This window comes from Microbispora sp. NPDC046933, from assembly GCF_040644635.1.
In the GTDB taxonomy this organism is placed as follows: Bacteria; Actinomycetota; Actinomycetes; order Streptosporangiales; family Streptosporangiaceae; genus Microbispora.
Window position 1 is genome coordinate 121,769 of the sequence record NZ_JBEYWW010000006.1, and the last position, 19,431, is coordinate 141,199.

Annotated in this window: 19 protein-coding genes and 6 pseudogenes; 9 read left to right on the forward strand and 16 right to left on the reverse strand. The window is 71.3% G+C overall.

Annotation, left to right across the window (positions count from 1 at the left end):
* Window positions 1-45: 45 nt before the first annotated feature.
* Window positions 46-507, reverse strand: a pseudogene (locus ABZ857_RS10235) (DUF4158 domain-containing protein); the annotation flags it as partial.
* A 72-nt stretch (window positions 508-579) separates the two neighbouring features.
* Here ABZ857_RS10235 and ABZ857_RS10240 point away from each other — a divergent pair.
* Window positions 580-1,296, forward strand: coding sequence for a PLD nuclease N-terminal domain-containing protein (locus tag ABZ857_RS10240; protein ID WP_357040554.1), 717 nt, complete (start codon window positions 580-582; stop codon window positions 1,294-1,296).
* A 540-nt stretch (window positions 1,297-1,836) separates the two neighbouring features.
* Window positions 1,837-2,010, forward strand: a complete 174-nt coding sequence (locus tag ABZ857_RS10245) for a hypothetical protein (RefSeq protein WP_357040557.1) — start codon at window positions 1,837-1,839, stop codon at window positions 2,008-2,010.
* Window positions 2,011-2,377: 367 nt separating this feature from the next.
* Here ABZ857_RS10245 and ABZ857_RS10250 read toward each other — a convergent pair whose 3' ends face one another.
* Together ABZ857_RS10250 and ABZ857_RS10255 are read right to left on the reverse strand one after the other, a co-directional pair.
* Window positions 2,378-3,337: a zinc-binding alcohol dehydrogenase family protein gene (locus ABZ857_RS10250; protein WP_357040560.1), complete on the reverse strand. Its 960-nt coding sequence runs from the start codon at window positions 3,335-3,337 to the stop codon at window positions 2,378-2,380.
* Complete coding sequence (locus ABZ857_RS10255; RefSeq protein WP_357040563.1) at window positions 3,334-3,582, reverse strand: hypothetical protein; 249 nt, start codon at window positions 3,580-3,582, stop codon at window positions 3,334-3,336. The genes ABZ857_RS10250 and ABZ857_RS10255 overlap by 4 nt, the downstream gene beginning before the upstream one ends.
* 82 nt (window positions 3,583-3,664) lie before the next feature.
* Here ABZ857_RS10255 and ABZ857_RS10260 point away from each other — a divergent pair, with 82 nt between their 5' ends.
* Window positions 3,665-4,297, forward strand: a complete 633-nt coding sequence (locus ABZ857_RS10260) for a TetR/AcrR family transcriptional regulator C-terminal domain-containing protein (protein WP_357040566.1) — start codon at window positions 3,665-3,667, stop codon at window positions 4,295-4,297.
* A gap of 807 nt (window positions 4,298-5,104) precedes the next feature.
* Here ABZ857_RS10260 and ABZ857_RS10265 read toward each other — a convergent pair.
* From ABZ857_RS10265 to ABZ857_RS10275, 3 genes and pseudogenes are all read right to left on the reverse strand, one after another.
* Window positions 5,105-6,301: a hypothetical protein gene (locus ABZ857_RS10265; RefSeq protein WP_357040569.1), complete on the reverse strand. Its 1,197-nt coding sequence runs from the start codon at window positions 6,299-6,301 to the stop codon at window positions 5,105-5,107.
* Between the two features lie 521 nt (window positions 6,302-6,822).
* A complete protein-coding gene (locus tag ABZ857_RS10270; protein WP_357040571.1) occupies window positions 6,823-8,223 on the reverse strand; it encodes a beta-ketoacyl reductase in 1,401 nt (466 codons plus the stop codon).
* Window positions 8,224-8,320: 97 nt separating this feature from the next.
* Window positions 8,321-9,631, reverse strand: a pseudogene (locus ABZ857_RS10275) (cation:proton antiporter); the annotation flags it as partial.
* Between ABZ857_RS10275 and ABZ857_RS10280 the strand changes: the two are divergent.
* Complete coding sequence (locus ABZ857_RS10280) at window positions 9,560-9,733, forward strand: hypothetical protein (protein WP_357040574.1); 174 nt, start codon at window positions 9,560-9,562, stop codon at window positions 9,731-9,733. The pseudogene ABZ857_RS10275 and the gene ABZ857_RS10280 sit on opposite strands and share 72 nt — an antisense overlap.
* Before the next feature lie 17 nt (window positions 9,734-9,750).
* On the opposite strand, the gene ABZ857_RS10285 is transcribed toward ABZ857_RS10280, so the two are convergent.
* The 9 genes and pseudogenes from ABZ857_RS10285 to ABZ857_RS10325 form a co-directional block, all read right to left on the reverse strand.
* Window positions 9,751-10,821: a tryptophan halogenase family protein gene (locus ABZ857_RS10285; protein WP_357041074.1), complete on the reverse strand. Its 1,071-nt coding sequence runs from the start codon at window positions 10,819-10,821 to the stop codon at window positions 9,751-9,753.
* Window positions 10,712-11,092, reverse strand: coding sequence for a tryptophan 7-halogenase (locus ABZ857_RS10290; RefSeq protein ID WP_357040577.1), 381 nt, complete (start codon window positions 11,090-11,092; stop codon window positions 10,712-10,714). The genes ABZ857_RS10285 and ABZ857_RS10290 overlap by 110 nt, the downstream gene beginning before the upstream one ends.
* A 1-nt stretch (window position 11,093) precedes the next feature.
* A pseudogene (locus ABZ857_RS10295) lies at window positions 11,094-11,291 on the reverse strand (tryptophan 7-halogenase); the annotation flags it as partial.
* 32 nt (window positions 11,292-11,323) lie between these two features.
* Window positions 11,324-12,073: an NAD-dependent epimerase/dehydratase family protein gene (locus ABZ857_RS10300; RefSeq protein ID WP_357040580.1), complete on the reverse strand. Its 750-nt coding sequence runs from the start codon at window positions 12,071-12,073 to the stop codon at window positions 11,324-11,326.
* Between the two features lie 9 nt (window positions 12,074-12,082).
* Entirely contained in the window at window positions 12,083-12,799 is a 717-nt protein-coding gene (locus ABZ857_RS10305) for an NDP-hexose 2,3-dehydratase family protein (RefSeq protein ID WP_357040583.1), read from the reverse strand.
* Window positions 12,697-13,534, reverse strand: a pseudogene (locus tag ABZ857_RS10310) (NDP-hexose 2,3-dehydratase family protein). Before ABZ857_RS10310 ends, ABZ857_RS10305 begins: the two are co-directional and overlap by 103 nt.
* The gene (locus tag ABZ857_RS10315) at window positions 13,510-14,748 is read right to left on the reverse strand and encodes an NAD(P)/FAD-dependent oxidoreductase (protein WP_357040586.1); all 1,239 of its coding nucleotides are present in this window, start codon (window positions 14,746-14,748) and stop codon (window positions 13,510-13,512) included. The pseudogene ABZ857_RS10310 and the gene ABZ857_RS10315 overlap by 25 nt, the downstream one beginning before the upstream one ends.
* A 15-nt stretch (window positions 14,749-14,763) precedes the next feature.
* On the reverse strand, window positions 14,764-15,306 hold the full coding sequence (locus ABZ857_RS10320; protein WP_357041077.1) for a hypothetical protein: 543 nt from the start codon (window positions 15,304-15,306) through the stop codon (window positions 14,764-14,766).
* Window positions 15,307-15,642: pseudogene (locus tag ABZ857_RS10325) on the reverse strand (FAD-dependent monooxygenase); the annotation flags it as partial.
* 156 nt (window positions 15,643-15,798) lie between these two features.
* Between ABZ857_RS10325 and ABZ857_RS10330 the strand changes: the two are divergent.
* The 4 genes and pseudogenes from ABZ857_RS10330 to ABZ857_RS10345 form a co-directional block, all read left to right on the forward strand.
* Window positions 15,799-16,122: a methyltransferase dimerization domain-containing protein gene (locus ABZ857_RS10330; protein ID WP_357040589.1), complete on the forward strand. Its 324-nt coding sequence runs from the start codon at window positions 15,799-15,801 to the stop codon at window positions 16,120-16,122.
* Window positions 16,119-16,556 (forward strand): methyltransferase, encoded by a 438-nt coding sequence (locus ABZ857_RS10335; RefSeq protein ID WP_357041080.1) that lies wholly within the window; start codon window positions 16,119-16,121, stop codon window positions 16,554-16,556. Before ABZ857_RS10330 ends, ABZ857_RS10335 begins: the two co-directional genes overlap by 4 nt.
* A 5-nt stretch (window positions 16,557-16,561) precedes the next feature.
* Complete coding sequence (locus tag ABZ857_RS10340; RefSeq protein ID WP_357040592.1) at window positions 16,562-17,353, forward strand: class I SAM-dependent methyltransferase; 792 nt, start codon at window positions 16,562-16,564, stop codon at window positions 17,351-17,353.
* Window positions 17,354-17,456: 103 nt separating this feature from the next.
* A pseudogene (locus ABZ857_RS10345) lies at window positions 17,457-18,437 on the forward strand (IS481 family transposase); the annotation flags it as partial.
* Here ABZ857_RS10345 and ABZ857_RS10350 read toward each other — a convergent pair.
* Window positions 18,415-18,795 (reverse strand): hypothetical protein, encoded by a 381-nt coding sequence (locus tag ABZ857_RS10350; protein ID WP_357041125.1) that lies wholly within the window; start codon window positions 18,793-18,795, stop codon window positions 18,415-18,417. The pseudogene ABZ857_RS10345 and the gene ABZ857_RS10350 overlap by 23 nt on opposite strands.
* Between ABZ857_RS10350 and ABZ857_RS10355 the strand changes: the two genes are divergently transcribed.
* The gene (locus ABZ857_RS10355; RefSeq protein WP_357040595.1) at window positions 18,779-19,393 is read left to right on the forward strand and encodes a dihydrofolate reductase family protein; all 615 of its coding nucleotides are present in this window, start codon (window positions 18,779-18,781) and stop codon (window positions 19,391-19,393) included. The genes ABZ857_RS10350 and ABZ857_RS10355 overlap by 17 nt on opposite strands.
* Window positions 19,394-19,431 lie beyond the last annotated feature (38 nt).

The following is a 19,431-nucleotide window of genomic DNA, read 5'->3' on the forward strand; positions in this document are numbered from 1 at the left end:
CCGGGCCAGCACCGAGACACCGGGCAGCAGCACCCGGTTCTTGCGTAGCCACGTCACCGCGTGGTTGAACAGCGCCACCGGCCCCTCGGCGTGCGTCCACGCCCGCCCGTACAGGAAGCTACGGAACTCCCGCCCCCACTTCCGGTCGGTGAAGTCGCGGTACTGGAAACGCTTCTGGATCTCGTCAGCGTGCTCGTACACCGTCGAGCGCCGCTCGGCGTACCGCTTCACGCACGAGGCGTCCACGATGCCGAGCTGCCCGGCCAGGTACTCCACGGCCTCCCGCGGCACCGCGAGCGGGTCCTCGCCCAAGAACCGGCCGACATAGCGGACCGTGCAGATCTGCACCGCCATTCCGAGCCGGTGCGCGTCCGTACGACGCAGCGCGATCAGATCACGATCGTCATCGTCGAGGAAGAAGAACCGCTCCAGCTCCGGGCGCGTGGGCACCTCGGTGAACGTCCCGTACGCCTCGGCCTGCTCATCGGTCAGAAACTCCACCGGCACGACCGGACCGTAGCGAGCGCCGGCACCCGCTCGACGATCTTCCCGTGAACCTCAGCGAAGCCCCCGGACGGTGTGCTGGTTGACCAAGATCAATCTCACCTGGATTTCCTGTACGCCAACTACTCACACCCGGAGGCGTTCGCGGAGATCCAGGAGCGCTGGGTGCGCTTCTATCCCGGCTATCGCTCGGCTCGTTTCCATGTGAGCACCGACGGGACCCGGGTGTACGACATCGTGCACTGGGCGAGCGAGGCGGACTACCGCCACGGCATCCCGGGATTCCCCCTCGGGCTGGGAGCCGCCGGAGTCGGCGGCCGCCGATGGGGAAAGATCGCCTACCGGGAAAATCCCGTCAGACGAAGATCGGATCCACTACGCTCTGCGCGTCTGAAACTGGGAGGATTGGCGATGCCCCTCATCTACGGCGGGTTCGGTCTGGTTCTGCTCGCCTTATGGATCTTCTGCCTGTTCGATGTGATCGTCACGGCGGAGGAGGACTGCCGCAACCTGCCCAAGGGGTTGTGGATCCTGATCGTCCTGTTCCTCCCCGAGGTCGGGTCGATCCTTTGGCTGGTCGCGGGCCGGCCGCAGACCGTGACGCGGGCCGGGGGGCTGCCGTACAAGGGCAACACCGGGCGCTTCCCCGAGTACGACCGGCCGGGCCGGTTCGTCCCCTCCAATCCGGACGACGACGAGGAGTTCCTCCGCCGCTGCCGGGAGCGGGCCGAGGAACAGCGCCGCGCCTACCGCGAGCAGCAGCGTCAGGCGGAGAACAACCAGGACCAGTAATGCCGGGCACGGGGCGAGCCCGATCCAGCCCAACGCCAGCGAGGCGAAGCCGAGCACGGACCGGTCCCAGGACAGCGCGAGGACGTCCGCGGAGATCTCGGAAGCACGGTCGCGCGCCTCGGCGAGAGGTTGCAGCGCGGCCTCCGGCAGGTGGTCGTCCAGCCTGAAGGCCAACGCGACGGCAGCGGTGAGCCTGACGCCGTAGAAGCCGGAAGCCGGCTGGCGGGTCAGGTCCTGGTCCACGTCCGGGTCGGCCCCGAAGAAGTGGGCGAGGGTGAGGTCGGCGCTCGCCCGCGAGAGCCGTCGCGGTAGGACCGAGCCACGTCACGGCGTGAGCAACCCTCGTGTGACGTACTGCGGCCATCGACCCATGGGGAGGCATGTCGTGACCGCGGTGCAGCTTCGTCCTCGCAGCGAACTCCTACTGTCGGCGACCAGTCCTGGTGGCCTCGAAGAGGCGAGAGCCATGCCAAATGCATAGCCCGGGGAGGAGGCGCTTGGTGGCGCCTGCGCGGGGATGGCGCAGGCCGTACGGCGGCGGTGCATGTCGCGTCGGGGGTGGAGTATCAGGCGACGACCACGCAGGTGTGCGGGCTGTACCCGTTCGTCGTCGGCGCGGGAGCCCCGTCGATCGGCGCGCCGATCGGGCGGCATCAGCTGTCCGGTGAGGTCGTCTGCCTGGACCTGCTCACCTGGCTGCGCGCCGCCTGGTAAACCAACCCCGGCGTGTTCGTGCTCGGCCAGCCCGGCACCGGAAAATCCACCCTCGTCAAGCGCATGGTCGTCGGCGCGGTCGCGTTCGGCTCCACGGCGTTGATTCTCGGCGGCACCAAACCCGACTAAACCCGCTGGTCGCGCATCTGGGCGGACAGGTCATCAGCGTCGGGCGAGGGATGGACCGGCTCAACCCCCTGGACGCCGGGCCGCTGGGCGCCGCGCTGCGGCATACGAGCGGGCCGGAGGCCGCGGGGCTGCGCTGCGAGGTGCGCTCCGGCGACTGTCGCTGCTGCCGGCGCTGTGCACGCTGATTCAGGAAAGCAGGATTACCCCTCGCCGCTGGTGTGTCGTGGGCGCGGGCCGGTCATGGCATCACGACGAGTCGCCTGCCTTTGAGGTCGGTTCGCTGCCAGGCGGTCTCGATGTCGCTCAGCGGGACCTTCTCCACGTCGAAGGTGAGCTCGCCGGACCGCGTCCACGTCACGATCTGCTGGTACACCTCGTCCATGGTTTGCGGGTCGAGCCCCTTGGCCGCACCGTAGATCTCCACGCCGGAGGTGCGCAGGCTCGACCCGGCGAGGGCGAGCTCAGCGCCGGCCGACTCGCCGATCTGGACCACCCGGGTCGGCTTGCCAAACGCGAACGACCGCGGCACCAGCGCGCGCAGCAGGATCTCGCTGGGCCTGCCCCACAGGTAGTCCACTACAACGTCGTAGCCGTCCCCCCTGGCGTCGAGGTACGCCTGCGCCAGCGCCTCGTCGGAGACCGCTGTGTTGATCACCGTGTCGGCCCCGATGGCCTGCACCTCGCGCAACTGGTTGTCGTCGCGGCCCGTGGCGACGATCCGCCCGGCGCCCAGCAGCCGGGCCACCTTGACCGCGAGCCGCCCGGCCACCCCGGTGGCGCCCTGCACCAGCACCGTCTCCCCCGGAACGAACCCCGCGGCCGCTTTCATCGACATTGCGGTGATGGCCGAGGCCATCACGGTCACCACGGCCGGGTCGATGCCGTCAGGGATCGGCACGTAGGACCCCTGGGGCACCACGGCCTTCTCGGCGAGCGCGCCGTAGGGCAGGCGGATATTGCCGAACCCGACGAGCCTGCCGTCCGGGAGGGCGCCGATGCCGTCGAAGGCGGGGATCACCGGAAACCGGCCGATGTACCTCTCGCTGGCGTAGTGCGTACCGGCCGCGATCGCCTTGTCGACGTTCTCGACGGCGACCGCCTTGACCTCGATGATCACCTCGCCGGCGCCGGCCACCGGATCGGGGAAGTCCTCATAGCGTGGGATGCCGCCGGCCTCGTGGAGCACTGCTGCCTTCATCCCAGCTCCTGGCCGAACAAGCGGGCGATCCGCGTCTGCCACGCCACCAGGACGCGAGGTGGACGGGCCGGCGAGTGGTTGAACCCGTGGTGGTGCGAACGGTAGTGCGTGAGCGAGTGCCGCCACCCATGGCCGTGGTGGGCCTGGCCCTGGTGTCCGGCCGTCCTCTCGGTGTGCGCGGGAACCCCCGGAATGCGATGGGTCGCCCAGTGGAGCAGGTCGCGGCGCGAGTGCCGGTGTCTCATCGTTGCCTCCTCTGGCACATAAGCCTCTATCACCGATAGAGAACTCTATCACTGATAGAGTCCGGAAGGGAGGTGCCGTAAATTGGCTCTGGACAAGCAGCGGATCGTCACCGAGGCCGTCGCGCTACTAGACGCCGAGGGTCTCGACGGCGTGACCACGCGCAAACTGGCCGCCCGGCTCGGCGTACAGTCGCCGACCCTTTACTGGCACATCCCGAACAAGGCGGCGTTGGTCACCGCGATCGCCGAGGCGATTCTTGAGCAGCAGTTCCCCGAGCCGGCGTCGCCCGCGCCGGAGGAGTGCTGGCAGGACTGGCTGATCGGCCTGGCCGGGCGGCTGCGGCGCGCGTTGCTGGCCCACCCGGACGGAGCCCGGATCATCGCGGCCTCCCAGCTGTCCCTCAAGATGGCCGCCATCTCCGAACTGGCAATGAGCACACTGGTCGGGCGGGGCATTCCCTTGCGGCAGGCTCGCCTGATCGTGCTGACGGTGTTGCGCTTCACCGTCGGCTACGTCCTGGAGGAACAGGCCGGCCGTCCCGACGCGGACGCCCTGGACGGCTTCGACATGGCCGCCTACGCCGCGGCGTACCCCACCGTGATGGCCGGTGTGACCGAGTACTTCCAGTCTGGCCGCACCGTCGACGATCTGTTCCGCGATTGTCTGGAACAGATCATCTATGGTCCTGCGGCGCAGTCCGGCCCCATGTCCTGAGCGGTCAGCCGCTCCGCAGGCGAGTGAGCCCTGGCATGAGCGCCCCGAGTCGCCCAGCAACAGCAAGCCGACATCATCGCTGTTTCACAGGCCCTCGCCTGTGAAACAGCCACTCCGGCCGGGAACGTGCTGGACTTCCGCTGTTTCATAGGTCGGTGCAAAACCTGGGCGGTGAAACGCACCCATGAAACGACCTCGGAGTGCACGACGACGACTTCGTCCGCGTGCACGACTGCCCGATGTCCTCCTGCCCGCCGTCCCGGCCGGCTCCCCCTGCCGCACCGGCAAGGGCAAGGTCGCCGCCCAGTGCCACACCGCCCGCTTCCGGCTCGTGCCTGCCCTGGCCAAGGTGCTCAACGTGCCGATCCCGGCGCTGCGCAAACCGGGCTCGGCTTGGATGGAACTGCCCCGCCCCGCCAGCGGCACCCAGACGACCGGGCACGCCAAGATCGGCTACGCCCGCGCCTCGACGCCGCGACAGCCGCTGGACATCCAGCTCGACTCCCTCAAGGGTGCCGGGGCGACCCGGATCTTCTCCGAGAAGATCTCCAGCCGCGTCACCAGGCGGCCCGAACTCTCGCGGGCCGTGGACCTGGCCCGCGAGAGCGGCCGCGCCCGGGTGGACCCTGCACGACCTGCGGCACTCCGCCCTCACCCACGCCGCCGAGAACGGCGCCAACACCGGCATGCTTCTGGCCTACTCCGGCCGTGCCTCCGTCGCCGGCCTGCCCGCTGCTCACGCCCGCCCCACGGATCGGCTCCCGGTGATCGCCGTTCCAGGCCACCGGAGGAGATGACCGGGCGTCGTCACGACGCCGGCGGGGGCCCGGCGGTCCCCTGGCGCAGCCGCAGCTCGGCGGCGACCGCGCGTTCGCGCAACTGGGCCGCCTCGGCCCGGGCCACGTCGAGCTGTGCGCGCAGGTCGGCCAGCCGGGCCCGTTCCAGGGACAGCTCCGCCTGGATCCGCTCCCGCTCCGCGGCGGCGGCCCGGGCGTCCTGCTCCGCCCGGGCGGCCTCCGCGTCCGCGGCGCCGGCGCGCGCCTCGGCCTGCGCCGTTTCGGCCCGCAGCCGGGCGGCGTCCGCGACGGCCTGCTCGCGGGCCGCCTCCGCCGCCTCGGCCCGGGCCAGCGCCCGGTCACGCTCGTCGTGGGCCTGCGCCACCGCGCGGTCCCGCTCGGCCTCCGCACGGGCGACCGCGCGGTCGCGTTCGGCCTCGGCCGCCTGGGCGCGGGCCAGCGCGGCGGCGCTGGACTGCTCGGCCTCACGATGCGCTCGGCGGGCCAGCTCCGCCTCCGCCCGCGCCGCCCGCGCGTCGGCCTGCGCCTCGTCGCGTTCCCGAACGGCAAGCTCCGCCTCCTCCCGCGCCAGGCGGACCTCGGCCGCGGCCCGATCCACTCGGTCGGCCAGTTCGCGTACGGCCTGCTCGCGGGCGGCCTCGGCGATCTCGGCCCGGCGGACGGCCTGGTCGGCCTCCTGCCGGGCCCGGCGTTCGGTGCTCGCCGCCTCCCGGAGCGCGGCCAGGGCCTGCTCGCGGGCGGTTTCCGCGTCGGCGAAGGCCGTGTCCCGCTCGGCGTAGGCCTCCTCCGTCCGGTGGCGGGCCTCCTCCGCCTCCCGGCGGGCCTCCTCGGCGGCCTCGCGGGCCAGCCGTACCTGCTCGAGCGCCTGCTCGCGCTCGGCGCGGGCGATGGCGACGCTCGTGTGCGCCTCGGCCTGGATCGCGCTCAGCTTCGCCTCGACTCCCGCCGGGCTCAGCTCCTGGGCGAGCACCTGCGCCAGCGGCTCGATCGCCGCCGCGAGGCCCTTCTCCATGCGTTCGTACAGGTCCTCCACGCGTGCCAGCGCGCCCTCCAGACCCGGTGTGGCGCGGCGGAGCTCCCGCTCCCGCTTGGCCGCCGCCTGGCAGTCGCCGTCCGGGCAGTACTCCCGCGGCCTGCCCCGCCGTACCGGCTGCTCGATGGGAGCGCCGCAGTGCTTGCACGCGGTGATGGTCACGGAGGTCGTCACGGCGGCCCAGCGTACCGAATTTCTGAATTTCTGGAAATAGAAAATAGAAAATATTCATCCGTTGCGTCACGTCACCGCTCGGATAACTTGGGAGATGGATAATTCTCGCAAGCTATCGAAGAGGTGTCGCCGCAGCCTGGTCCGTGTCGACCCTCCGCGTCGCCAGCTTGCGAATTGCCACCAAGTTGTCCTGGCTTTTGCCGTGAGTGGTCAGTGGATGTGCCATGAGGTGTCAGCAAGATCAGCTGCTGAAGGGTGCGCCGTGGTGTTGCTCCTCCGTCGCTTGTAGACCGTTTACGCAGGTCATAGCCCCGATCGCGAGCTGGAGTCACGGTACGCGCCTGGCCGCGTCATCGTCCCCGTGCACGGGTCCACACAGGTGATGACGTCGGTGTTGGTGGGCTTCGACCGCCAGCCCGCGCGTGGATTGCCGCGTATCCCTCACTGACAGGCCACGGCAATGTGCCATGTGCTGACGGCTCCAGTACGGCGATGACCTGCCGTTTTGCCCGCCGCCTGCGTCACGACTCGCCAGGCCGTCCGAGAATTCCGTCGATGATGGCGAACAGCTCGCTGTCGGAGGCGGCGGCCAGCTCCCGGTCGGCCGGCGCGTCCGTGGCCGGCTCGCCCCAGAGCCGCAGGGACAGGTGCCGCGCCAGCGCCTCGGGAGTGGGGTGGTCGAACACCGCCGTGGCCGCCAGGCGCACCCCCGTCTCGTCACTCAGCCGGTTGCGCAGTTCCAGCCCGGTCAGCGAATCCACGCCCAGCTCGCGGAACGCCCGGCCAAGGTCGAGCCGGTGGCCCGTGGAATACCCGAGCACTGCCGCCACGGCGCCGCGGACCAGTTCCCTCAGCGCCTGCTCGTCACGTACATCGGGCAGGCCGGTGCGCGGGGACGACGAGGACGCCGCGCGCGGCGTGGGCGGCAGCGGACGGACCAGGGCGTCGAACAGCGGGGACCCCCGGCCGGCCGCCGGCCCGCGCAGCGCCGCCGGGTCCAGCCGGGCGGGCACGACCAGCGGCGAGCCGAGCCCGAGCGCGGCGTCGAAGAGCGCGAGGCCCACATCGGTGGGCAACGGCGCGAGCCCCCCGCGAGCCAGCCTCGCCCGGTCGGCCCTGCCGAGGTGCCCGGTCATTCCCGTGTCCAGCTCCCACAGGCCCCAGGCCAGCGAGGTGGCGGCCAGCCCGCGCGCCCTGCGGTGGTGCGCCAGCGCGTCCAGGAAGGTGTTGGCCGCGGCGTAGTTCGCCTGGCCGGGATTGCCGGTGATCCCCGCCACGGAGGAGAACAGCACGAACGCCGACAGATCGAGGTGCCGGGTGAGCAGGTGCAGGTTCCAGGCGCCGTCCACCTTCGGCCGCAGGACGGCGTCCAGCCGCTCCTGGTCGAGCGACCCCAGTGTGCCGTCGGCGAGGACCCCCGCCGCGTGGACGAGGGCGGTGAGCGGACGGCCGGCGGGGAGGTCCGCCAGCAGTGCGGCGAGCCGCCGCCGGTCGGCCACGTCGCATGCCGCGTGGGCCACCCGGGCGCCCAGGCCGGCCAGCTCGGCCTCCAGTTCCCCGGCGCCGCGGCCGTCCCGCCCGGAACGGCTGACGAGGAGGAGGTGCCGCACCCCGTGCATGCGGACCAGATGCCGCGCGATCACCCGGGCCAGGGCTCCGCTCCCACCCGTGATCATCACCGTTCCCTCCGGCCCGAACGCCCGCCGCCCGACCGGGTCCGCTCCGCCCGGCTCCGTCCCGGACGCCGGCGAGGTCCTGACCAGGCGGGGCACGAGCAGCTGGCCATCGCGTACGGCCAGCTCCGGTTCGCCGGTCGCGGCGGCCGCCGTCAGGAGACCGGCGGGCGTCCGCGCGCCGTCGAGGTCGACGATCAGGAAACGGTCCGGGCTCTCGGACCGCGCCGCGCGGACCAGCCCACACACCGCCGCCTCGTGCAGGCCGGGAACGTCCTCGCGATCCCTCGTCGTGGAGCAGGTTGACCGCGAAGGCGCCGCCGGCGCGGATCGCCGCCAGGGTGCCGCTGCGGTTGTGCACGCAGACGAGCAGCAACGGCGGGTCCAGCGAGAGGCTGCACAGCGACGAGCAGGTCAGGCCGTGCGGGACGCCCTTGCCGTCGAGGGTGGTGACGACGGAGACGCCGGTCGGGAACATGCTCATCATGTCCTTCAGCGCCTGGACCTCCGACACGGCCGCGGGCGGCTCGGCCGGCGCGGGCTCGCGTGGCGCCGCGCGGTTGAGCCGCCCGAGCAGCGGACCGGTCATGGCGGTGGTGACCAGCGCCATCAGGACGAACACGGAGTACATCTGCGTGCCGAGCAGCCCGGCCCGCAGGCCGACGGTGAGCACCACGATCTCCGTCAGGCCGCGCGTGTTCAGCAGGACTCCGACGATGAGCGCGTCGTTGCCGTGCAGACCGGCCAGGCGGGACCCCAGGTAGCCGCCGCCGATCTTCCCTGCGACGGCCGCCACCAGGATCGGCGCGAGCCAGAGCAACGCGCTGGGCGGCAGCCCGGAAAAATCGACCGAGGCCCCCGACACGACGAAGAAGATCGGGATGAGCGCGTTGCCGACCGTGCGCATGGGAGCGAGGATGCGCGGGTCGCAGCTTCCGTCATCGCGTCTTGGCAGGATCGCCCCCGCGCACAGCGCGCCGAACACCACGTGCAGGCCGACCGCCAGGCTGCCGGCCGCGCCGACCAGCACCAGCGCGGCGGCCGGCCCGGTGTCGAAGTCGCGCAGGAACCGGCCGACGCGTCCGCGCACCACCCTGCGCACCAGCAGCAGGCCGATCAGCAGGGGCAGGGTGCCGACCACAGCCGCCGCCCACGAGGACGCACCGGGCTGGGCGAGTGCGCAGGCCACGCCGAGCAGCACCCAGGCCGGCACGTCGGTGGCCGTCGCCCCGGCGATGCCGATCATGGCGGGGACGGTCTCCGTGAGGCGCAGGTCGGCCAGGACGCGGACCAGCACGGGGATCGCGGTGGTGGCGAGGGCGACTCCGATGAACACGACGAACGCGGCCGGGTGCCCGCTCGCCGCCTCGGTGACCGGGCCCCAGGCCAGCAGCGCGGCGCCCGTTCCGAACCCCAGGAGCAGCGGCAGCCCGAACGCGCCCACCGCGACCTTGGCCACCAGCCCGGCCCGGCCCACGAGCGGGCTCGGATCCATGCCGTAGGCCAGAGCGCCGAGGTAGAGCGCCAGACCGATCGAGGCGAGCACCGACAGGTAGGGCATGACGTCCGCGGGCAGGAGCCACGCGTGCAGGCCGGGCGCGAACCGGCCGAGGGCCACCGGCCCGAGCAGGATCCCGGCGACGATCTCGCCGAGCACCGGCGGCTGACCCAGGCGGGCGGCGACCCGGGCGAGAACCGCCGCCGCCACCCAGATGGCCACGAGGGCGACGCACAGATGCTCGACGATCTGGTCGGCTGACATGTCGCCCCCCATCCTCAGTGCCGGGCCGCGAAGTACTCGTACTGGCTGGGAAGTTTTGCGACCAGCCGCTCCGCCCGCCGCCGCAGCTCGGCGAACTCCCGCTGGGCGGCCGCGGGCTCCAGCAGGTCCAGGACGGGCCGCGGACGGGGGACGACACCGCCGAGGCCGAGCATCATCGACGCCCAGGAGTACGGCTCGAAGCCGTGGTAGTACGGCCAGGTGCTCTCGCTGTCGGGAAGCCGGTGCCGCCAGGCCTCCAGCCGCTCGGCCAAGCCGTCCGGCAGGTCTCGGGTCTTGGCGGCCTTCCAGTACGGCGTGTCGGCCCGCGCCGCCCAGTAGTAGTGCAGGAACAGGAACTCCCGCACTCCGTCCATGCACCGCGCGACGAGACGGTTGTAGTCGCGCCGCAGCTCCTCGCTGTGCCCCTCGGCGGGGAAGTGCTTGACCAGCTGCTCGACGCCGTGCTGGATGAAGAAGATCCCGGTCGACTCCAGCGGCTCGACGAAACCGCTGGACAGGCCGATGGCGACGCAGTTGCCGACCCAGGAGTTCCGGTTCCTGCCGATGCGCATCCGGATGTGGTTGGCCTCCAGGTCGGCCGCCGCCGGGCCGGCGAACGCCCGCAGCGTCCGCTCCGCCTCCTCTGGCGAGGCGTGGTCGCTCGCGTAGACGTAACCCATCCCCAGCCTGCCGTACAGCGGGATGGTCCAGATCCAGCCGGCGACCATCGCGGTGGCGGTCGTGTACGGCCTGATGCCCTCGCGTTCGATGTCGGTGGGGACGCGCAGCGCCACGGCGCGGTCGTTGGGCAGGTCACGGGCGTAGGAGACGAATGGCTCGCCGAGCGCCTGGTTGATCAGCAGGCCCCGGAAGCCGGTGCAGTCGACGAACAGGTCGCCGTGGACGTCCCCGTGCTCACGGGTGACGAGGTGGCTGATCCAGCCTCGCTCGTCGAGGCGGGTCTCGAGGACGTCGTCAACGACGCGCGTGACGCCGCGCCCGATGCCGACCCGCATGAGGTGATCGGCCAGCAGGGCGGCGTCGAAGTGGTAGGCGTAGGGGAACTGGGTGACCTGCTCGCTCAGCGTCGCGCGGCCCTCGCCCGCGTCGCGTTCGGCGTCCTCGAACAGGGTTCCGTCCAGGAAGCGGGGCGAGCGCTTGGCTTCGCAGAGGGCGGGGGGTCAGGAAGCGCTCCCGGTCGAAGCGCCCGGTGCTGCCGAGCCGCTGCCACCACTCGGCAAGGGTGAAGCCGTCGGCGACGCGCAGCCGCTCGAAGGGGTGGTAGAAGTGGTGGCCGGGCTCGCGCCAGTTCTCGAAGCGGATGGCGAGCTTGTAGGTCGCGTTGCAGGCGGGCATTCCACTCCTGTTCCTCCAGGCCGATGCTCCTGAAGAAGCCGCGGACCGTGCTGAAGGTGGCCTCCCCCACCCCCACGGTGGGCACGCGATCGGACTCCACGACGGTGATGGAGATCTTGTCCCGCAGAGTGGCCTGAAGATAGGTGGCGGTCATCCACCCTGCGGTGCCACCGCCGACGACGACAACTTTTCGCACCATGTTCGATCCCTTGGTTGTGGTGGACGCACGGCTCAGGTGGCCGCGCCGACCGTGGCGGGAATGTACTTGTCCAGGACGGCGCGGAAGTCCCGGGCGCTCGGGGCCCCCGGCGCCAGGCGGCTGATCTTCTCGATCGAAATGGGGGCGGCCGAGTGGTTGCCGCCGATCTCGACAAGCTCCTTGCGGGCGACGCGGCCGAGCCGCCGTTCGATGTGCTCGGCGACGAGCTCCACGGGGGTGGCCATGCCGGAGGCCACGTTGACGACCTCCCGGGACACCCCGGCGGCCAGCAGGCCGTCCAGGACGGCGACGACGTCCTCGACGTCGACCAGGTCCCGGCGGGCGCCGCGGTAGAGGCGGACGGCGCCGGACATGATCTGCCTGACCAGCGCGGGCAGCAACTGATGCGGAGGCTGGTCGGCGCCGACGACGTGCGACAGCCGCAACACCAGGTAGTCCACGCCCGAGGCGGCGAGCACCGCCTCCAGCGCGAGCTTGTGCCGCCCGTAGGGCGAGTACGGGTACACGGGGCCGTCCTCGCGCCCGTCCACGCCGGGCGCGCCGTACATCGCCGCCGCGGCGGTGGAGAAGAACACCACCTTGCGCTGCGCGCTTCGGCACCGCTGGACGATCTCGTACAGCTGCGTGGCCTCCCGCAGGAACTCCGCGTCCGAGACGGTGGCGGTGGAGGAGACCCCACTGGCGACGGCGACGACGTCCGGATGCCGCTCGGCCACCGGGCGGAGGTTGCGGGCGAGGAACCCGTGTCCGACGATCTCCATCGGTCTCTCCTATCGCCGGGATCCGAGCGCGGCGAGCGCCACGAGGAGAGTGCGCGCCTGCACGTTGAGGTAGTTGTTGTGCTTGAGCAGCCCCTCCAGCTGGTCCGCGGTCATCCACCGGTAGCCGGGCGGCACCTCCAGCGGGAACTCCTCACCGGTCTCGATCAGGGAATAGCGGCTCTGCGCCTGGTAGAACCGGCCCCCCTCCTCCGAGAGGATCGCCGAGTAGCGCACCTGCGCCGCGCCGGCGGCCTCCACGTAGTCCAGGAAGAGCGGGCGGGTCGCCGCATCGGGATAGTTGCCCGGCACGCACTGCACGGTCGGGCCGAGCTCCACCACGTCCAGGTAGCCGGCCTCCACCCGGGCGTGCACCAGCAGGTGCAGCACGCCGCGGATCCGCTTGAGCAGGAACGCGACCACGCCGAGGCCGTGCGGGGCGATCAGCGGCTGGGTCCAGTGGCTCACCTCCCTGCTGGTGGCCTCGACCTCCACCCCGACGACGCTGAAGTATCTGCCGTCCCGGTGGGCGATCTCGGCGGCCGAGACGCACCACCCGGCCACCTCGCGCAGCGGCACGGTCCTGGTGGTGACGTCGTGCAGCGCCTTGGTCTCGGTGAACCAGCTCAGGACGTCGCCGAGCTCGTGCAGCGCCGCCCCGCGCCCGTAGGAGCGCGCCAGCGCCGCCTGGAAACCGTCCCCGTCGGCGCCGGCCGGCCCGGCAGGCACGACAGCACGGAACGGGCGTCCATGTTGACGATGTTGTCGGCGGCCAGCAGCGCGCGGGTGTCGTCCAGGGACAGCCAGCAGAAGTCGTCGCCGACGGGGACGTCCTCGTCCACCTCGACGACCATGTTGCGGTTGCGCTTGCGCAGGAACCAGGCGCCGTGCTCGGACTGCAGGACGTCCACCAGGACGCGTCCGCGCCGGGGCGAAATACTCCAGGTAGCGGATGCCGGTGCCCCGGTGGACGCGGGTGTAGTTGCTGCGCGTGGCCTGCACGGTCGGCGAGAGCTGCAGCGTGTTGACGTTGCCGGGCTCCATCTTCGCCTGCATCAGGCAGTGCAGCACCCCGTCGACTCTCCGGACGATGATGCCGAGCAGGCCGATCTCGGGCTGGTTGATGATCGGCTGGTCCCAGGTGGGGAAGGCGCCGTAGTCCGAGCGCACGCGCAGCCCCTCGATCCGGAAGAACCGCCCGCTGTCGTGGACGATGTTGCCCGTCCCCGTCTCGAAGCCCCAGTGCCGCAGCTCCGCGAGCGGAATGCGCGAGACCCGGAAGTCGTGCGCCCCGCACCGTTCTTCGAACCATTCCCGGAAAGGAGTTCCGGAGAATGCGATCGTCATCGATTTCGGAATTCCGGTGGCATCGGCCGTGACCGGCGTGTCAAACATGACCCCATGGTGCGAATGCCGCATGGAATTCCACTTGAATACGGCTAGGGCGACAGCCGACCGATCCATTGGAGAACGCGGCCGAGCGGGCCTCCGCCGAAGGACGACGCCGCCTGCTCGGAAGCGCGCACCGCGGCGAAGCCGTACTCGGTCATCCGCCGCTCGTACTCCCCGATCGCGGCCGTCAGCGACCCGCCCGAGGCCACGGCTGCGGAGAGCGTCCGGCAGAGCAGCGCCGCGTCCAGCAGCGCGCAGTTCGCCCCGGAGCCCTGGGCGGGGCTCATCGCGTGGATGGCGTCGCCGAGCACCGTGACGGCGGACGGCTCCCACGACGGGACGGGCACCGAGCTCCTGATCGGGACGTAGGAGGTCTGGTCCACGTCGGCGGCCTCGATCAGCCGCACCAGAGCCGGGTGCCAGCCTGCGACGCGCTCGGCCACCAACCGGTGCAGGTGTTCGGCGCCGCAGGACGACAACTCGGCGTCGGAGCCGGGCAGCAGGGCGGCGGGCACGGCCAGGGACCACATCACGTAGTCGCCCCGCCAGCGTGGGTCCAGATCCGGCCACAACCGGGCCGCCGCCCGCGCCGGGTCCTCTCGCGGGCGCATCAGCCCGAGCGCCAGGCCCAGCCGGCCCGCCCGCACGGACATGAACCCCTCGGAGAGCCGAGGTGGCAGCAGCTCGGCGACGTCCTCGGTCAGCGGTGTCTTCCCATAGACGCATCGGGTGCCGAGGTCCTTGATCCGCGCGTGCGGGAGCAGCTCGCGGCGCACCCGTGAGCCGACGCCGTCGGCGCCCACGAGCAGATCGCACCCGGCACTCGTGCCGTCGGCGAACCAGGCGCGCACCCGCTCGCCCTCGGGCTCGTAGCGGGTGAACTCCGCACCGAAGCGCACCACGTCCTCCAGGCCGGCCAGCAGGATCCGGCGCAGCGTCATGCGGTCGACCGAGGCGCTGAACGACGCCGGGTCCCCGTCCGCCGACACGCCGTCGAACTCGACGGCGTGCAACTCCCGGAGCCGCTCGTCCACTATGGTGACCCGCCTGCTCGGCTGCCCGGAGGTGGCGGTGAACAGCTCGTACAGCCGGACGGGCAGGCACTCGCGCAGCGCGCCCGCGCCCCGGGAGTCGAGGTGGATCCGGTAGCCCTGCGGCCGGTGCTCCAGTGACGGATCACGCTCGTAGACGGTGACGCCGATGCCGGCTGCACGCAGGCCGTGGGCCGTGCACAGGCCTCCGAGCCCACCACCGACGATGACCACCTGTAACGGCGTATCGGACATGTGCGCGCACTCCTGTCAGAGGTGAGCGGGATGGGACGAGAGCCCCGGCCGAGCGTAGCCCACCCGTGACAGCGTCCTCCCGATGATGTCCACGAGTACGCTGCGGGGATCCCCGGTGCGACCCGCCGAGCGCCAGGCCACGAAGGCGTCCGGCCTGACCAGTGCCGCGCCCCCGTCCCCTAGGCCGTAGGCCGCGGCGACCTCCGCGCTCACCGGCACGGCGCGCAGGGGCACCTGCGGCCACTGCCCGGTGTGCCACTCCGCCGCGTCCGCCCAGGACTCCCCGCCGGGCGCGGTCAGCAGGACGAACCCGCCGGTGAACAGGTCGAGCGTGGAAGCGGGCCGCTCGCCCCGGCGTAGCCACACGTGCGGGGCGCGGGTGCCCGGCTCGCCGTTCAGCTCCAGGCGCGCCGGCAGCGGGTCGGTCTCGACGCCTCCGGGCACGGCGGTGGAGGCGTAGCGATACCCCAGCGTGACGATGATGTCGTCCACCAGCCGGTCCCCGGGGGCGGCCTGGCCGTGCCGGGCGCGGAAGCGGATCATGGCCTGCTCGGCCATGGCGGTGCCGAGGGGCCGCCGCTCGGCGTCGTAGGTGTCCAGCAGCCCCGGCCCTGCCCAGCCGTTGAGGACGGCCGCGAGTTACCAGGCCAGGTTGTGGGCGTCGTGGATGCCGGTGTTGGCGCCCAACCCGCCCGCGGGCGGATGGACGTGGGCGGCGTCGCCCGCCAGGAACACCCGCCCATCGCCGAACCGCTCGGCCATCCCGAAGAAGCTGAAACGCTCCCAGATGTCGGTCAGGAACAACGTCCTGAACCACCCCAGGCGCCCGTAGTCACGCAGCGCCGTCGTCTCCGCCGGGGCGGCGGACCGCGGTCGCGGGATCTCGATCGTCATGCCCGGAGCCTGCCGCCGCCCGCTCGGACCCCACTCGAACCCCGCTGGACCCGGGTGCCGGCGACGTGGGGAAGCCGTACTCGAGCGGATCTCGAGGAGCTGCTGTCAGCGTCCGGAGAGGACTCCCGTCGACCCCCACAGCGAAGGACGCCCGACGTGACGAAAACCGCAGCGCCGAGCCGCGAGATCGCGACGCTGGCAGACATCAACCGCCTGGGCACGGCCTTCTGCCGCGCGAAGGCCGTCCTCAGCGCGATCGAGCTGGGATTGTTCACCGAACTCGGCAAGGGGGCCGCGACCGCGCCCGAGCTGTGCGCTCGGCTGGGCATGCACCCACGCGCCGTGCCGGATTTCCTGGCCGCGCTGGCCGCGCTCGGGCTGATCGAGGTCCACGACGGCCGCTACGCCAACTCCCCGGGGACATCGGAGGGGCCCGCGGCAACCTGCTCTCCCAGATCCTCGGTGCCCACGGGCACCTGAGCGGGTACGTCTTCGACCTGCAGGGCATCGAGTCGGCCTTCGGCGCGCACATGGAGGCGCTCGGCCTGAAGGACCGGGCCCGCTTCGTCGGCGGCGACTTCTTCAAGGACGCCCTCCCCCAGGGCGACGTGCTGATCATCGGGCATGTGCTGCACGACTGGGCGCCCGGCGAGCGGGCACGGCTCATCAAGAAGGCGTACTCCGCCGTCCAGCCGGGCGGCGCGCTGCTCATCTACGACCAGCTCACCGGGCAGGGCCACGACGACCCGTGGAACGAGATCATCAGCCTGAACATGCAGTTGCTCTCGCCCGGCGGCTCGGAGTACACCCTGGCCGAATGCCGGGGCTGGCTGCACGACGCGGGATTCCAATCGGTCTCCTCCTTCCCGCTCGGCGAGCACGACACCTGCATAGTCGCGCTGAAGGACCGGTGAGCCGCATGACGCGGGACACGCTGCTGGCCGAGGCCGCGCTGCGGGTCGGCGACGCGTTCGGGGAGATGCTGCAGGCCGCCTTCTACGAGATGACCATCGACCCTGACGCGCGCTGGACCTACGACATCGTCGAACGGGACGACGGTGACTTCCTGGTCATGCCGGGGACGTACTGGTTCGAGCCGCCCGCCCGCTGGCCTGCGCACGTCGCGGCCGGGGTGGACAAGGCACGCGGGCGGGTGCTCGACGTGGGGTGCGGAGCCGGGCGCCACGCGCTGCCGCTGCAGGAGCGGGGGGCCGAGGTCACCGGCCTGGACACCTCGCCCGGCGCCGTACGGCTGTGCCGACGGCGCGGGTTGCGCTCGGTGCTGCTCGCCACGGTCGCCGACCACACGGCCGCGGACGGCGGCGGCGCCCGGTACGACACCTTCCTGTTGCTCGGCGGGAACGTCGGCCTGCTCCAGGGCCGCGAGCACGCCCCGGAGCTCCTCGGCGCGCTCGCGGCGATGTCCGCGCAGGGCGCCCGGATCATCGCCGACAGCCTGGACCCGGACGTGCTCGGTCGGCTCGACCCCACCCACGCCGCTTACGCCGAGCTCAACCGGCGGCGCGGGCGCATGCCCGGGCAGGCGCGCATGCGCGTGCGCCACAAGACAATGACGACGCCGTGGTTCGACTACCTGTACTGCTCACCCGCTGAGCTGGGAGAGCTCGCGGAAACCGCGGGCTGGCGTGTCGAGGAGGTGCTGCCGTCCGAAGGTCCGTCCTATGTGGCGACGCTGGTGCGCTCTGTCTGATCTCTTCCCTGTGGACGAATCGCGGAGCCCGTCTCCCGTGGGTGAGGGCTTTCATGGCTCGGTGTGTAGCGACCAAACCGCAGCGCCGACCAGAAAGCCCTCAATGCCCCACCGTAACGTCCCACTGACCGAGATCGGCCGACTTCGCCTGGCCCGCTGCATCGTCGAGGACGGCTGGAGCATCCGCCGCGCAGCCGAGCGCTTCCAGGTCTCCCACACCACCGCCGCCCGCTGGGCGCACCGCTACCGCACCCACGGCGCAGCCGGGATGGCCGACCGGCCCAGCCGACCCCACCACAGCCCCACCGCACCGACCAGCACACCGAGCGGCGGATCGTGAAGCTGCGGGTGACCCGCCGGTGGGGGCCAACCCGGATCGCCGCCCGTCTGGGCATCGCCCCCTCCACCGCCTACGCCGTACTACGCCGGTACAGGGTGCCCCCGCTGGCCCATCTGGACCGGGCCAGCGGACGGCCGATCCGCCGCTACGAGCGTGAGCGCCCAGGCGAGCTGGTGCACATCGACGTCAAGAAGCTGGGCAACATCCCCGACGGCGGCGGCCACCGCGTCGTCGGCCGCGCCCAGGGCGACAAGAACAAGCAGGCCACCACGACCCGGCGGCGCAACAGCAAACCCGTGATCGGCTACAGCTACCTGCACACCGCCCTGGACGACCACTCCCGCCCTGGCCTACATCGAGATCCTGGGCGACGAGCGCAAAGACACCGCGGCCGGCTTCCTGGCCCGCGCCACCGCCTGGTTCGCCGCCCACAACATGACCATCCAGCGCGTGCTCACCGACAACGGCGCCTGCTACCGCTCGGCGCCGTGAGCTGCGACCTGCATCGAGCTGGGCATCACCCATAAGCGCACCCGCCCCTACCGGCCGCAGACCAACGGCAAGGTCGAACGCTTCCACCGCACCCTGGCCGACGAATGGGCCTACGCCCGCCCGTACACCTCACAGGCCGAACGCCGCGCCGCGCTTGATCCCTGGCTACACATGTACAACCATCACCGCGGACACACCGCCCTGAAAGGCCAGCCACCCATCAGCCGCGTCACCAACATCCCTGGGGAGTACATACAACTAGGTCGCGGCGCAGCCGGAACAGCTCCGACACTGTCAGGACGTCGCCGGGATGCGCGAACGCCGGCCGCTCCAGCGCCAGGATCTTGGAGGTAATCGCCGGGTCCTCGAAGAACAGCACCCCCTTGGCCGGGCGGAACCCTTCGGCGACGCCTTCGGTCCGGACGAGGAGGAGGCGGAGCGCAGTCGCCGCGAAACTGTCGTGATCGCGGACGACCGGCGTCCCGGAAATTTCTTCGAAGAAGTCCGGAGGGGGTGTCGGATCGGGGTGGTGGTGTTCGTAGCAGGGGTGAGGCCGTCCACAAGGGGCGGCGCCAAGGTGAAGGAACGCGATCATGAAGCTGACGACCATGACTCAGATCACCATAGATGGAGTGATGCAGGGAAACGGCGCCGCGTCGGATGACCGCAGGAACGGATTCGAGCGCGGTGGATGGGCCCGCGGGAAGGGCGACGACGAGACCAGGACGTTCATCACGCAGACCTACCAGCGCGCAGAGGCGTTCCTGTTCGGCCGGCACACCTACGAGCTGTTCGCCGGTTCCTGGGGATCAATCGACCAGATGCGCGCACATCCCATCGGCGTGGCCTTGAACGAGGCCCCCAAGTACGTTGCCTCGACCACGCTCACCGCGCCGCGTTGGGAGGACACGACCGTTCTCCACGGCGGCGACCTCACGGCGGCCATCAGTGAGCTGAAGGCCACGCCGGGGGGTGAGCTGCAGGTGCACGGCAGTGGCACCCTGACCCGGTGGCTGCTGGAGAACAATCTGGTCGACGAGATGACTCTGATCACCGTCCCGGTGGTCGTCGGCCAGGGGGCGCGGCTGTTTCCCGATGCGGGCCCGGATCTTGCGCTCGACCTGGTCGAGTCGCGCGTCGACTCCAAGGGCGTGACGATCCAGGTCTACCGCCCGGCCGGGCGCCCGCAGTATGCGCCAACGGCTTGAAGTCCCTGACCACCGAACCACGTCTTGACACCACAGGA